This is a genomic window from Curtobacterium sp. L3-7 (assembly GCF_048756585.1).
Classification (GTDB): Bacteria; Actinomycetota; Actinomycetes; order Actinomycetales; family Microbacteriaceae; genus Curtobacterium.
In genome coordinates this window covers 3555591-3568630 of the sequence record NZ_CP151474.1, presented here as the reverse complement: position 1 = coordinate 3568630, position 13040 = coordinate 3555591, and the positions used below count along the sequence as shown (strand labels likewise).

Below are 13040 nucleotides of genomic sequence, written 5' to 3'. Positions count from 1 at the left end.
CCGGGGGACGGCGAGCGGGACACAGCGATCGGGGCACAGCGCAGCCGCACCACGTACGCTCACGGGCATGGCTGACTTCACCGAGGCGCAGGCCGCCGTCGTCCGCATCGAACGAGCAGAGCCGGGTCGCTGGGACCTCTCCGTCATCAGCGACAGCGGGGTGACGATGGGGCACGGCGTGTACCTGTTCGAGCCGGACCGCGATGACGCCCAGGACGAGATCGCCGGTGCGGCCGAGTTCGTCCGCGACTACGGGTTCCGCTTCGAGGCGGACGCCGTCGTCGCCGACGGCCCCGATGCGTTCTGGGCCCCGCTGCTCCCGCTGGACTGACGGCTCGCGATCGCGCCGAGACGGACGGGAGGCACGGTGCCAGCTGGCACCGTGCCTCCCGTCCGCGCGCGCTCGCGTTCTAGGACAGCTTCTTGCTGTCCGACAGCCACCCGGCCAGGTCCGTCATGTAGTCGGCCTGCGAGGCGTAGTCGAGCGCCGGGAAGGTCCAGCTGTGCACCTGACCGGCCACGAGCGCCTTGTTGTCCGCGAACGTCGGCTGCTTCTCGAGGTCCGCGACCTGGTAGCCCTGCTGCGAGAGCAGGATCACGTCGCCGGTGATCTGGCCCGCGTTCTCCCAGCTGTAGATGCCCCAGTAGAAGCCCTTCGGCTTCGGGTTCACCAGGTCGACGCCGAAGTCGGTGTACATCTGCAGCGTCGGCTCGTCGGCCGGGCGGGTGACGTACGCGCCGTCGCCGTCGGCGTACATCGACACGACCGTGAGGTCGCTCTCCTTCGCCGCGGTCTCGAGCTTCGTCTTCGCGGTGTCGAACCGCTTCTCGGCGGCGTCGACCTTCGACTGCTCGGCCCCGAGGGATTCGGCGAGGCCCGTGATGTCCTTGATGACGTCGAGGCCCTTGCCGCCCCACTTCACCTGCGCGACCGGCGCGATGGCCTGGATCTGCTTCTGCTGTGCCGTGTCCTTGAAGCCGTAGCCGGGCTCCGAGGAGTCGAGCGTGCCCTGCTCGTCCTTCGGGTAGACCGACGTGACGACGAGGTCGGGCTTGAGCGCGGCGAGCTTCTCGAGGTCGATGTCGCCGTACGCCGTGCCGAGCTGCGTGATGCCGTCGGTGTCGAGCCCGTCGAACCGCTTGTCCTGCGTCATCGGGATCTGGCCGAAAGTGCCGACCGGGTGCAGGCCGTACTCGACGAACGAGATCGCGATGTCGTTCAGCACGACGACGCGCTTCGGCGTGTGGTCGACCTTCACGGTGGTGCCGGTGGCGTCCTTGTACGACCACGCACCCCCGTCGGCCGCGGAGCTGGAGCCGGAGCCCGCGGAGTCGGAGGCGCCCGTGGACGAGCAGCCGGCGAGGAGCAGGGCCGACGCGGCCACTGCGCTGAGGAGAACGGTACGGAGCTTCACGTTAGGAGAGGCTAACCTAAGTTCGCGTTGGCCGCGAGTCCTGAGACGTCGTGCTCGTCCGCCTCGGGCACGACCATCGGCGCGCCGGTCACCGGATCGGGGACGACCCGCGCGTGCAGCCCGAACGCCGACTGCAGGACCTCGGGGGTGAGCACGTCGACCGGGGAGCCGTCCGCGACCACGCCGCCGTCGTGCAGGACGACCAGCCGGTCCGAGTACCTGGCTGCGAGCGACAGGTCGTGCAGGACCATCACGACCGTCGATCCCTGGTCGCGGTTGATCCGCCGGACCAGGCGCAGGACGTCGAGCTGGTGCGCGAGGTCGAGGTACGTCGTCGGTTCGTCGAGCAGCAGGGTGTCGGCGCGCTGGGCGAGCACGAGCGCGATCCAGGCCCGCTGCCGCTGCCCGCCGGACAGGCTCGCGACGTCGCGGTGCGCCACCTCGGTCAAGCCGGTCGCGGCGATCGCCTCCTCGGCGACACCGGCGTCCTCTGCGGTCCACGGGCGTGCCCAGGACTGGTGCGGGTTCCGGCCGCGCATCACGAGGTCGAGCACGCTCGTGCCGGCCGGGGCGGCGGGGGACTGCGGCAGGATCGCGAGCTTCCGGGCGACGGCGCGGTTCGGCTCCTTGCGGATCGGGACGCCGTCGAGGTGGACCTCGCCCGCGATCGGCTTGAGGACCCGCCCGAACGCCTTCAGGAGCGTCGACTTGCCGCAGCCGTTCGCGCCGAGGAACGTCGTCACGGTGCCGCGCTCGATGCGCAGGTCGAGGTCGCTGAGGACGGCGCGGCGGTCGTAGCCGACGGACAGGCCGCGCGCCTCCAGGACGGGCGGTGTCGCGACGGCGCTGGCGTGCGGTGCAGTCGTCGTGGTGTCGTGCAGTGTCGTCATCGGGACATCTCCTTGCGGTGACGGATGAGGAGCCAGATCAGGTACGGAGCGCCGATCACGGTCGTGACGATGCCGACCGGCACCTGCCAGGGGAACGCCGAGCGGGCGAGCAGGTCGGCGGCGAGGACGAGCACCGCGCCGAGCGCCGCGGAGAGCAGCAGCGGCGGACGGTTCGTGCCGGCGAGGCGCAGGGCGATCTGCGGCACGACGAACGCGACGAAGCCGACCGGGCCCGCGGCGGCGACGGCGGCGGCGGTGAGGACGACCGCGAGCGCGATCACGAGCAGGCGGTGTCGCTGGATCGCGAGTCCGACGCCGACGGCGACCTCGTCCCCGAGCTGCCCGATGCCGAGGGAGGCGCTCGTGGCCAGCGCGATCGGGACCGCCACCGCGGCGACGATCAGCAGCGGCCAGACGCTCGCCCACGAGGTGCTCGACAGGCTCCCCACGAGCCACTGCGACGCCGCAGCCGCCTGGGTGATCTGCGCGCGGACGAGCAGGTAGCTCGTGACCGCGTCGAGTGTGGCGCTCACCCCGATGCCGACCAGGACGAGCCGGTAGCTCTGCACGCCGCCGCGCCACCCGAGCCCGTACACGACGGCCGCCGCGATGAGCGCGCCGATCGTGGCGGCGACGGGGATGCCGCTGCCGAGGACCACGGCACCGACGGCGTAGGTGCCACCGCCGATGACGACCGCGGCCACGGCACCGACGCTCGCCCCGGAGGTCACGCCGATGATGTCCGGCGTGCCGAGCGGGTTGCGCGTGAACGTCTGGGTGAGCGCACCGGCGACCGCGAGGGTCAGCCCGACGAGCGCGCCGGTGAGGACCCGGGGAAGCCGGAGCGTCTGGACGATGAAGGCATCAGGACCGGTGCCCAGCCCGAGCAGCGACCGGACGACCGTGCCCGGTGCGATCCACGTCGAGCCGATCGCGACGCCGAGGACCACGAGCAGCAGCGCGGCGGCGACGGCGGCGATCGTCAGCCAGAACACCCGGGGGCGCCAGGCGAGCCCGACGGGCCCGATGCTGATGCCCTGGCGCGTGGCGCGCACCGTGTCGGCGGTGTCGGCCGCTCGAGTGGTGTCGACGGCGCGCGCGGTGTTGACGGCGCTCACAGCGACACCAGCGATCGGCGGCGGGCGACCGCGACGAAGACCGGACCGCCGATGACGGCGAGGACGATCCCCACCTCGACCTCGGCGAAGCCCCCGACGAGCCGGCCGATGACGTCGGCGAGCAGCACGAGCGCCGCCCCGAGCAGTGCGGATGCGGGGAGCGCCCAGCGGTGCCCGGTGCCGACGAGCGCCCGCGCGACGTGCGGCACCGTGAGGCCGACGAACCCGATCGGCCCGGCGGCGGCGGTGGCCCCTGCGGCGAGCAGCGTGATCCCGCCGAGTCCGACGAGCCGGGCGACGAGCACGTTCTCGCCGAGCCCCTTCGCGAGGTCCGCTCCGAGCCCGAGCGCGTCGAGCGACCGGACGTTCAGGACGGCGAGCACCAGCCCGGCGACGAGGAACGGCCACACGGCCTGGAGCACGTCGATCTGGCGGCCGGAGAGCGAGCCGACGACCCACAGTCGGTAGGCGTCGAGGGAGTCGCGGTCGGTGAGGACCAGGAACGAGGTCAGTGCGCCGAGCAGTGCCGAGACCGCGGCGCCGGCCAGGGCTAGCGGCACGGGACTGGCGGTCCCGCTACCCGCGATCGTCACCGAGAACACGACGACGCTCGCCACGACGGCGCCTGCGAGCGCGAACCACACGGTGACGCCGGTGTTCGTGATCCCGAAGACGTAGACACCGATCACGACGGCGAGACCGGCGCCGGCGGAGACCCCGAACAGGCCGGGGTCGGCGAGCGGGTTCCTGGTGTGCCCCTGCATCAGCAGTCCGGCGATCCCGAGCGCCGCACCGACCGCGGCGCCGATCGCGGTGCGCGGGATCCTCGACCCCCAGACGATGGCGTCGTCGGTGCTCGACCCCGTGTGCATCAGCCCGGCGAGGACACGGTCGACACCGATCCGGTTGCTGCCGAGCAGCATGCTGGCGACGACGACGAGCGCGAGCGCGACGACCATGCCGAGGACGATCGTGGTCCGCCGCCTGGTCGTCGTCCGGTGGACACCGGCGGCACCGACGCCGGGGTCGCGCGGGCCGCGGACCGGGGCGGCGAGAGCGGGGGTGGGGGCTGGCACGCGGACCATCTTAGGTTAGCCTTGCCTCATGGCGAAGAACCCGCGGCTCCTGCCCGTGAACCCCCGGCTCTTCCGTGCCCGGGTCGTCCGGACCGAGCGCGTGACGCCGTCGATGCACCGCGTCACGGTCACCGGTGACGACCTGCACGAGTTCGGGTACCTCGGGTTCGACCACTGGTTCCGCCTGTTCATGCAGCACCCCCACCAGGACGCGTTCCGCCTGCCGGAGCTCGACGGCACGAAGTGGTGGCCGACCTTCCTCGCCATCCCCGAGGAGACCCGCCCGCACTGCGCGAACTACACCGTCGCCGCCTTCCGCCCGGCGACCGCGGTCACCCAGGCCGAGCTGGACATCGACTTCGTCGTGCACACGAGCGGGGACGGGTCGCTCGAGGGCCGTGCGGCGATCTGGGCGTGTTCTGCCCGTCCCGGTCAGGAACTGGCCATGCTCGACCAGGGCTGCATCTTCGACTGCCCGGACGACGCGAGCGAGGTCCTCGTCGTCGCCGAGGAGACGGGCTTGCCCGGCGTGGTCGGCATCGCGGCGTCGCTGCCGCGGGACGCGGTCGGTCGGATCATCCAAGAGGTCCCGGTCGCGGCGGACGTCCGCCCGCTCGACGCACCGGCGGGGGTCACCGTCACGTGGCTCGTCCGCGACGACGTCCACGCGGTCCCCGGAGCCGCGGCGCTCGAGGAACTCCGGCGTCACACGCCCACCGACGAGCACGCCTACGCGTTCGTCGTGGGGGAGTCCACCCTCGCGACCGAGGGTCGTCGCCACCTGCACCGCTCGGGGCTGCCGAAGTCCCGCATCACGTTCTCCGGGTTCTGGAAGCGCGAGGCGAAGGAGCCGGTCCCGGCCTGACCCGGCCGGATCGTGCCAGGCTGTGCGCATGGGGACGGTGCGGGGAACAGTGGTGGTCGGTGTGTTCGTGGCAGCGGTCCTGCTCGTGAGCGGGTGCGCGCAGGCATCAGGCCAGCCCGACGTGGCCCCGGCGACGCGGACGCCGTCGCCGGCCAAGACCCTGACGCCCACTCCGACCCCCACCCCGACGGCGACGACGCCGGCGATCGCGCAGGCCCTCCCGGACACCGTCGACGCCGGGACGGTCTCCGGCGGCGTATCCGCGACCGCATCGGGGACCGGGTCGTCGAACGTGGCCTTCCACGCCGACGGTGACTTCGCCGTGGTGGTCGAGCTCGACTGCTCGTCCTGCACGGGCACCGCGACCGTCACCGCCCCTGGTCGGATGTCGCCGTTCGGACGCGCGACCGCGCCGCTGCGGGGATCGTTCCTGACCGGCGTCCTGCAGAGCGACTCCCCGGACCAGACGATCATCGTCGAGGCCGACGGCCCGTGGACGGTGACCCTGCGCAGCTGGAACGACCTGCCGTACGTGTCCGGGTCGCAGTCGGGGTCCGGACCCGCGGTGCTCTTCTTCTCCGACGACGTCTCGCACGTGACGGTGGACTACCGGCCGAGCGGACCGGACGACTCGTTCTCCGGCCGGGTGTTCACGACGTCCGCCAACCCGCAGCTGTTCGGGAACACCGGGGCGTTCACCGAGTCATTCGACGTCGACCTGCCCGGCGTGATGGCCATCCAGACCAACGGGACCTGGACGGTCACCCCCACCCCCTGAGGGTCTGACCCTTCCCACAACGCTCGTCATGGAAGGTCGAATCGCGCGTAGGGGGCCGGAAAAAACGACCACCTACGCGCGATTCGACCGCCGACGCGCGTTTCCGCCCGCCCTGGGTCGCGTCAGCCCTTGAGGCCGGAACCCGTCACGCCCTCCACGATCTGCCGCTGGAAGATCAGGTAGAGGATGATCAGCGGCAACGCCGCCAGGATGGCGCCGGCCTGGATGTCGGCGTAGCGCTGGCCGAAGCTGCCCTGGACCGTCGCCAGACCGACCGGGACGGTCATGAGGTCCGGGTTGGACAGGACGAACAGCGGCAGGAGCAGGTTGTTCCAGACCCCGACGAACGTCAGGATCGTCACCGCCGCGATCACCGGTCGCGACAGCGGCAGGATGACCGACCAGTAGACCTTCCAGATGTTCGCGCCGTCGATGCGGGCGGCCTCTTCGAGTTCACGCGGGATGCCGTCGAAGAACTGCTTGAAGATGAACACCGCGATCACGGCCGGCACCTGCGGGAAGATCACCGACCAGTAGGTGTTCAGCAGGTTGACGGCGTTGAGCTCCTGGAAGATCGGGATGATCAGCACCTGGGTGGGGATCATGATCCCGAGGATGATGAGCAGGAACGCGAGGTTCCGGCCGCGGAACACCAGCCGGGACAGGGCGAACGCAGCCATCGACGCGAACAGCACCGTGAGGAGCGCCGTGACGACGCTCGTGATGCCGCTCGCGAGGTACCAGTTCCAGATGTCGCCGGCTTGGAAGAGTGCCGCGTAGGAGTGCAGCGTCGGGTTCCAGTTCGACAGGATCGAGTTCGCGCCGAGTGCTGCGACGCCGTTGTCCGACAACGAGGTCTTCAGCGCGAACAGGCTCGGGATCAGCCAGATGATCGCGAACACCGTCAGGATGATCGCGGCCGTGATGTTGAACCCCTTGCCGCTGACACCGATCTTCGCGGCGTTCGCGGGTGCGGCGGCCGAGACACCGGAACGGAGCTTCGGCCGGCTGGTGGTGATGCTCTCGGTGGCGGTCATGTCAGGCCCCGATCTCTCGCTTGGCGGCAGCGCGTTCGACGATCTGCCGGATGACCGCGATCGCGACGATCACGATGAACAGGAGCACCGACGCGGCCGATGCCGCGCCGAGTCGGTTGTCGGTGAAGCCGACGCCGGTGATGAGCTGCAGCGAGACCTGGGTCGAGATGCCGGGCCCGCCGTTCGTCATCAGGTACACCTGGTCGAAGATCTTCAGGCTCGCGATGATCTGCAGCAGGATGACGAGCGTCGTCGTCCGGCCGAGGAGCGGCAGCGTGATCGACTTGATCTGCTGCCAGCTGGACGCACCGTCGACGGCGGCGGCCTCGTACAGCTCGCGGGGGATCTCCTGCAGCCCCGCCAGGTACAGCACGAAGTTGAACCCGAGGGTCCACCAGACCGTGGCGATCGCGACGCCGATCATGGCGGTGTTCGGGCTCGCCAGCACACCGGCACCAGGGGTCATCCCGAGCAGGGACTGGACGCTCGCCCACAGGCCGGTGCTCGGCGTGAAGATGAACACCCAGATGAGCGAGATGGTCGCCGACGGCAGGATGAAGGGCAGGAAGAACGCCAGTCGGAAGAACCACTGACCGCGGTTCATCCGGTTGGTCAGCACGGCGAAGACGAACGCCAGGATGACGAGCGGCGGCGTCGTGTAGAGCGTGAACTGCAGGGTGTGCCAGAGCGACGACCAGAAGTCGGCGCGCCCGAGCATCTCCGCGTAGTTCGCGAACCCGGCGAAGCTGCCGAGGCCCGTGCGGACGGTCGAGGTGTTGAAGAAGCTCGTGACGATCATCCAGATCGTCGGACCGAGCAGGAAGGCCAGGTAGAACAGGCCGAACGGGGCGAGGAAGAGCCAGCCGCTGCGGCCCTGGCCGCGGGTGAGGCTGGTGCGGTAGGTGCGGACTCGACGGGGAGCGGTGGCCGCTCCCGTGGGACGGGTGAGGACTGGTGCTGCAGTCACGTCATCGTGCCTTTCGCGGGGTGTTCACGTCGCCGCTCACAGCGGGCTCGGGGTGTTGAGGTAGGTCGACAGTTGCGACTTGATCGCGCTCATGGCGGCGGCGGGGGAGCTCGAGCCCTGCTGGACGAGTGCGAGCTGTGCGCCGACGGTGTTCTCGAACGTGGAACCGGATCCGCCGTACCAGGCGGCGTCGTCGAACACGGCGGTCTCGGCAGCGGATGCGTAGTTCGACTGCGGCGTGAGCTCCTTGTACGCGGAGCTGTCGTAGGTCGGCAGGTACGCGGGGACGTGGCCGCCCTGCGCCCACGTCATGCTCTGCTCGAGCATCTGCTTGATGAACAGCATCGCCGCCTTCTTCTGCTCCGGTGTGCGGTCCTTCCGCGGCAGGATGAAGGTGTGCGAGTCGGCCTGGGTGGCCGGCTTGTCGAAGAGCTGCGGGATCGGCGCCATGCCGAACTTCAGGCCCTTGATCGACTGCGCCGTGCTGATCTCCCACTCTCCCTGCATGAAGAAGCCGGCCTTGCCGGTGAACATCAGGGTCTGGGCGGTGGCGTAGTCGAGGCCCTTGTTCAGCCAGCCGTTCTTCACCCACTTCTGGGTCATCTCGGTGACCTTCGTGTACGCGTCCTCGTTGACGGTCAGCTTCGCGCCGCCGTCGCTGATGAACGGCGTCGCGCCCTCGATCTGGTTGTACATCGTCCAGAAGAAGCGCCACGGGGTCGCGATCTCGCTGACGTTCGCGACGTTGAGTGCGGTGCCGCCCGTCACCTTCGCGACCGCGGCGAGGGCACTCTCGAACGCCTCCAGCCCGGTGAGGTCCTTGAGCTTGCCGTCACCGTCGAGCAGGCCGGCCTTCTGGCACACGTCAACGTTGTAGAAGAGCACGAAGGGGTGGGTGTCGAGCGGCACGCAGATGTTCTTGCCGTCGGTCTTCTGCGCTGTCCATGCCTTCTGGTTGAAGTCGCTCGCAGCGAGGCCGACGCCGGCGAGGTCGTCGGACGTGATCGGGTCGAGCAGGTCGCCGTCCCAGAGCGGCTTCGCACGCGTCAGGTGGGAGATCGCGACGTCCGGCGGCTTGTTCCCGACGGTGGCGAGCGTGACCTTCGAGTAGTACGGGTTGCCCCACGCGAACGTCGTCGCCTGGAGCGAGCTGGATCCGCCGTGCTGCTTGGCGTACCCGCGTTCCATCTCCTGCATGCGGGCGCCGTCACCGCCACCGAAGAGGTTCCAGAACACGAGGGTCTCGGGGTTGAGCGCGCTGCCGGCGAGGCCTGCGGCGATCGGGCTGGAGCACGCGGCGAGGGGGAGCACGGTGGCCGCTGCGGCACCGGCTGCGAGGAGGCTCCGCCGGGTGAAGGCGCCGCCTCGCAACTGTGGGACGGGTGGGACGGGTCGGTTCGGCATGGCATCACTCCATCGGGATGGGCCGGGCTGAGAACACCAGGGCAGGTGCTCCGTGAGCGCTCACATTAGCCCGCGACTCGATGATGCGCCAGCCCTTTCGCACTGCCGTGGATACCGGTAGCGTTACGGATGGGTGAGCGCTCACTTTCGAGTCGGGCCGCCACTGCACGCCTGATGCCCAGCAGATCGAAGGAGATCCATGCCCCGCACACACCTCGTCCTCGACTCCGCGTTCACGGTGGGGCCCGTGCGCCGCCGGCTCTTCGGTGGCTTCGTCGAGCACCTCGGACGCCACGTCTACGACGGCATCCACGAACCCGCGCACGAGAGCGCCGACGAGCACGGCTTCCGCAAGGACGTCATCGAGCTCGTCAAGGAGCTCGGCGTCACCACGATCCGCTACCCCGGCGGCAACTTCGTCTCCGGCTACAAGTGGGAGGACGGCGTCGGCCCGGTCGACGAGCGCCCCCGTCGCCTCGACCTCGCCTGGCACTCCACCGAGACGAACGAGGTCGGCCTCCACGAGTTCCAGCAGTGGCTCGACTCCGTCGGGTCGGAGATGATGCTCGCCGTCAACCTCGGCACCCGCGGCACCGAGGCGGCCATCGAGCTGCTCGAGTACGCGAACATCCCCGGCGGGACCGCCCGTTCCGAGGAGCGCAAGCGCAACGGCCGCGAGGAACCGTTCGGCGTCACGATGTGGTGCCTCGGCAACGAGATGGACGGGCCATGGCAGCTCGGCCACAAGAACGCCGACGACTACGGCAAGCTCGCAGCGATGACGGCGAAGGGCATGCGCCAGATCCAGCCGGACCTCGAGCTCGTCATCTGCGGGTCGTCCGGTGCGTCGATGCCGACGTTCGGGGAGTGGGAGCGCACCGTCCTCGAGCACGCCTACGACGACGTCGACTACATCTCCGCGCACGCGTACTACGAAGAGGGCGACGACCTCGCCACCTTCCTGGCGTCCGGCGTGAACATGGACCGCTTCATCGACACGGTCACGACCGCAGCCGACCACGTGCAGGCGCACAAGAAGTCCGACAAGCGCATCGACATCTCGTTCGACGAGTGGAACGTCTGGTCCATCTCGAAGTGGAACGAGATGCAGAAGGAGTTCACCCTCGACGAGTGGCCGGTCGCACCGCGCCTGCTCGAGGACGTCTACACGGTGGCGGACGCCGTCGTGGTCGGTGGCCTGCTCATCTCGCTGCTGCGCCACGCGGACCGTGTCGCATCGGCGTCGATCGCCCAGCTCGTCAACGTGATCGGCCCGATCATGACCGAGCCCGGTGGCGAGGCGTGGCGACAGACCACCTTCTTCCCGTTCTCGCTCACGTCGAGGCTCGCCCACGGCACCTCGCTGCAGGTCATCGCGTCGGGCGACACCGTCGACGGCGGCACGTACGGGCAGGTCCCGGTGGTCGACTCCGCGGCGACGATCGAGGACGGCAAGGCGGCGGTGTTCCTCGTCAACCGTCACCCCTCGGAGAGCACGACGGTCACGATCGACCTGTCCGGGCTCGACGTCACGGGTGACGTCCACGCTGAGGGCGTCTGGGACGACGACCTGCACGCGGTCAACGACCTGGCGAACACGTCGCGGGTCGGACTCCGGACGAACGAGACGGCTCGCCGCGAGGGTGACACCGTCACGATCGAGCTCCCCCCGGTGAGCTGGACGGCGCTCTCGATCGGGTAGCGCGCGCTGGCGTGCGCTTCCGCGCGTCGGAAGTCGAAACGCGCGTAGGAGGTCGGTTCTTCCGGCCCCCTACGCGCGTTTCCGCTTTCCCGGTCGCGCGTGATGGGCCAGGTCGCGCGTGATGGGCCAGGTCGCGCGTGATGGGCAGGAACGCGCGCGCCGCCGGACGGGAGGCTCGGTGCCGGACTGCCACGAGCCTCCCGTCCGGAGCGGGTACCGTCCATGGCATGCGCGGCGTCGGACTGATCGATGAAGCCGGCCGGATGCGGCTGGTCGGCTCCGGCGTGGCCGGAGCGGCGTTCGCCGTCGTGCTCGTGATGCTCCTGGTGTCGCCGTGGGCCGGTGCGACGACGGGGGTGCTCGTCGCCGTCGCGATCCCCGTCGGTGCCGCCGGTGCAGCGATCGGGGCCTTCCTGACCGTGCGCTCGTGGCGGCTCGGAGGCGGGTACGAGCGCGTCGTCGCGGTGCAGCGGTGGGTGGCAGAGGGCGAGGTGCCCGCCGGTGTTCCCGCCTCGGTGTGGATCCCGCTCGTCCAGGCCGAGGCCGACAAGCAGGTCGCGGGCTGGGGGAAGATCGTGCTCGCGGTGTGCTGGGGAGCGATGACGTGGTCGATGCGTGACCAGCAACCGCCGGTGCTGACGGCGATCCTGCTCGCGCTGTGGGCGGGGCTCGCGACGTGGAGCGCGGTGTGGGTGATCCCGCGGGCGCGTGCCGCGCGGGACGTGCTTCGGCGGGGCGTCGCGACGCTCGAGTGACCGGCCGTCCGTCGATCAGCTCGGCGGGGCCGCCGTGCTCGCGCGCTCGACCAGGCGTACGGGGACGAGATCGGTGCCCGCGTCCGCGGTGTCGCCGGAGATCTGGGCGAGCAGGGTGCTCACCGCGAGCCGGCCGACCTCGTCGAAGGACTGGTGCACCGTGGTGAGTGGCGGCCAGAACGAGTCGGACTCCGGCGAGTCGTCGAAGCCGACCACGCTGAGCGACTCCGGGACCGCGCGACCCTGTTCGTGGCACGCGCGCAGGATGCCGAGCGCGGTCTGGTCGTTCGCCGCGAACACGGCGGTGATCTCCGGGCGACGGGCGATCTCGAGCCCGGCGCGGTAGCCGGACGCCGTGCCCCAGTCGCCCTCGAACACCGGGGGGACCGTGCGCCCCGCTGCTTCGAGGGTGCCCCGCCATGCGGCGAGGCGTCGTGCGGCGGAGTACGACGAGGCCGGGCCGGCGACGTGCCAGACCGTGTCGTGCCCGAGGTCGAGGAGGTGCTGCGTCGCCAGGCGGGCACCATCGGCCTGGTCGGTGTCGATCGCGGGGTGGTTCGTGGTGCCGGTGGAGTCGACGACCACGACGGGTACACCGTCGGGCAGCGCGACCTCCGCGGTGTCGATGACGTGCGACTCGATGATGATCACGACCCCGTCGACCGCCTGCTCGTGGAGTCGAGAGAACGCCGAGCGCACGCCTTCTTCCGTCCGCGACGCCATCGGCAGCAGCGTGATCGTGAAGTCGGCGGCACCGGCGGCGTCGGCGATCGCTTCGAGGGTGCGCATGTTGCCGAAGGACGCGAGCGTGAACATGATCACGCCGATCGTCCGGAAGCGCCCGGAGCGCAGGGCCCGAGCGGCTCGGTTCGGCCGGTAGCCGAGATCGGTCATCGCACGCTGGACGCGGTCGCGGGTCTCGGGGCTGACGTTGTCGAAGCCGCGGGCGACGCGGGAGACGGTCTGCATCGAGACGCCTGCCGCATCGGCGACCGCGGCCATCGAGGGCGCCCGACGCACGCTCGGGTCGATG

13 protein-coding genes are annotated in these 13040 nt (G+C 70.3%); 5 read left to right on the top strand and 8 right to left on the bottom strand.

Features of this window, described 5'->3' with window-relative positions; genetic code table 11:
• The first annotated feature begins 67 nt into the window (after positions 1–67).
• Entirely contained in the window at positions 68–331 is a 264-nt protein-coding gene (locus AAEP80_RS17115) for a hypothetical protein (RefSeq protein WP_413601261.1), read from the top strand.
• 79 nt (positions 332–410) lie between these two features.
• On the opposite strand, the gene AAEP80_RS17110 is transcribed toward AAEP80_RS17115, so the two are convergent.
• Genes AAEP80_RS17110 through AAEP80_RS17095 form a run of 4 tightly spaced genes read right to left on the bottom strand, consistent with a single transcriptional unit; the run spans position 411 to position 4499 of the window.
• Positions 411–1415 carry an ABC transporter substrate-binding protein gene (locus tag AAEP80_RS17110; RefSeq protein WP_420365253.1) on the bottom strand — a complete coding sequence of 335 codons (1005 nt, stop codon included), beginning with the start codon at positions 1413–1415 and terminating at the stop codon, positions 411–413.
• Between the two features lie 11 nt (positions 1416–1426).
• Entirely contained in the window at positions 1427–2305 is an 879-nt protein-coding gene (locus AAEP80_RS17105; RefSeq protein ID WP_420365252.1) for an ABC transporter ATP-binding protein, read from the bottom strand.
• Positions 2302–3423, bottom strand: coding sequence for a FecCD family ABC transporter permease (locus tag AAEP80_RS17100; RefSeq protein WP_420365251.1), 1122 nt, complete (start codon positions 3421–3423; stop codon positions 2302–2304). Before AAEP80_RS17100 ends, AAEP80_RS17105 begins: the two co-directional genes overlap by 4 nt.
• A complete protein-coding gene (locus AAEP80_RS17095; protein ID WP_420365250.1) occupies positions 3420–4499 on the bottom strand; it encodes a FecCD family ABC transporter permease in 1080 nt (359 codons plus the stop codon). Before AAEP80_RS17095 ends, AAEP80_RS17100 begins: the two co-directional genes overlap by 4 nt.
• A gap of 28 nt (positions 4500–4527) precedes the next feature.
• Between AAEP80_RS17095 and AAEP80_RS17090 the strand changes: the two genes are divergently transcribed.
• Together AAEP80_RS17090 and AAEP80_RS17085 are read left to right on the top strand one after the other, a co-directional pair.
• Complete coding sequence (locus tag AAEP80_RS17090) at positions 4528–5364, top strand: siderophore-interacting protein (RefSeq protein WP_413601266.1); 837 nt, start codon at positions 4528–4530, stop codon at positions 5362–5364.
• A gap of 28 nt (positions 5365–5392) precedes the next feature.
• On the top strand, positions 5393–6142 hold the full coding sequence (locus AAEP80_RS17085; protein ID WP_420365249.1) for a hypothetical protein: 750 nt from the start codon (positions 5393–5395) through the stop codon (positions 6140–6142).
• A gap of 122 nt (positions 6143–6264) precedes the next feature.
• Here the strand turns inward: AAEP80_RS17085 and AAEP80_RS17080 are convergent, their stop codons facing one another.
• From AAEP80_RS17080 to AAEP80_RS17070, 3 genes are read right to left on the bottom strand one after another with little or no spacing between them, the layout of a single operon-like run.
• Entirely contained in the window at positions 6265–7179 is a 915-nt protein-coding gene (locus AAEP80_RS17080; RefSeq protein WP_281265395.1) for a carbohydrate ABC transporter permease, read from the bottom strand.
• A gap of 1 nt (position 7180) precedes the next feature.
• On the bottom strand, positions 7181–8146 hold the full coding sequence (locus AAEP80_RS17075) for a carbohydrate ABC transporter permease (RefSeq protein ID WP_281265394.1): 966 nt from the start codon (positions 8144–8146) through the stop codon (positions 7181–7183).
• A gap of 36 nt (positions 8147–8182) precedes the next feature.
• The gene (locus AAEP80_RS17070; RefSeq protein WP_281265393.1) at positions 8183–9550 is read right to left on the bottom strand and encodes an extracellular solute-binding protein; all 1368 of its coding nucleotides are present in this window, start codon (positions 9548–9550) and stop codon (positions 8183–8185) included.
• Between the two features lie 199 nt (positions 9551–9749).
• Between AAEP80_RS17070 and AAEP80_RS17065 the strand changes: the two genes are divergently transcribed.
• Positions 9750–11252 carry an alpha-N-arabinofuranosidase gene (locus tag AAEP80_RS17065; RefSeq protein WP_420365248.1) on the top strand — a complete coding sequence of 501 codons (1503 nt, stop codon included), beginning with the start codon at positions 9750–9752 and terminating at the stop codon, positions 11250–11252.
• A gap of 227 nt (positions 11253–11479) precedes the next feature.
• Positions 11480–12007, top strand: a complete 528-nt coding sequence (locus tag AAEP80_RS17060) for a hypothetical protein (RefSeq protein ID WP_402730120.1) — start codon at positions 11480–11482, stop codon at positions 12005–12007.
• A gap of 15 nt (positions 12008–12022) precedes the next feature.
• On the opposite strand, the gene AAEP80_RS17055 is transcribed toward AAEP80_RS17060, so the two are convergent.
• Complete coding sequence (locus tag AAEP80_RS17055; protein ID WP_413603077.1) at positions 12023–13009, bottom strand: LacI family DNA-binding transcriptional regulator; 987 nt, start codon at positions 13007–13009, stop codon at positions 12023–12025.
• Positions 13010–13040 lie beyond the last annotated feature (31 nt).

Excerpts from the sequence above, each read along its gene's own strand:
- AAEP80_RS17070 (WP_281265393.1), bottom strand. The coding sequence starts at position 9,550 with ATGCCGAACCGACCCGTCCCACCCGTCCCACAGTTGCGAGGCGGCGCC.
- AAEP80_RS17065 (WP_420365248.1), top strand. The coding sequence starts at position 9,750 with ATGCCCCGCACACACCTCGTCCTCGACTCCGCGTTCACGGTGGGGCCC.
- AAEP80_RS17085 (WP_420365249.1), top strand. The coding sequence starts at position 5,393 with ATGGGGACGGTGCGGGGAACAGTGGTGGTCGGTGTGTTCGTGGCAGCG.
- AAEP80_RS17060 (WP_402730120.1), top strand. The coding sequence starts at position 11,480 with ATGCGCGGCGTCGGACTGATCGATGAAGCCGGCCGGATGCGGCTGGTC.
- AAEP80_RS17080 (WP_281265395.1), bottom strand. The coding sequence starts at position 7,179 with ATGACCGCCACCGAGAGCATCACCACCAGCCGGCCGAAGCTCCGTTCC.
- AAEP80_RS17055 (WP_413603077.1), bottom strand. The coding sequence starts at position 13,009 with ATGGCCGCGGTCGCCGATGCGGCAGGCGTCTCGATGCAGACCGTCTCC.
- AAEP80_RS17115 (WP_413601261.1), top strand. The coding sequence starts at position 68 with ATGGCTGACTTCACCGAGGCGCAGGCCGCCGTCGTCCGCATCGAACGA.
- AAEP80_RS17090 (WP_413601266.1), top strand. The coding sequence starts at position 4,528 with ATGGCGAAGAACCCGCGGCTCCTGCCCGTGAACCCCCGGCTCTTCCGT.
- AAEP80_RS17105 (WP_420365252.1), bottom strand. The coding sequence starts at position 2,305 with ATGACGACACTGCACGACACCACGACGACTGCACCGCACGCCAGCGCC.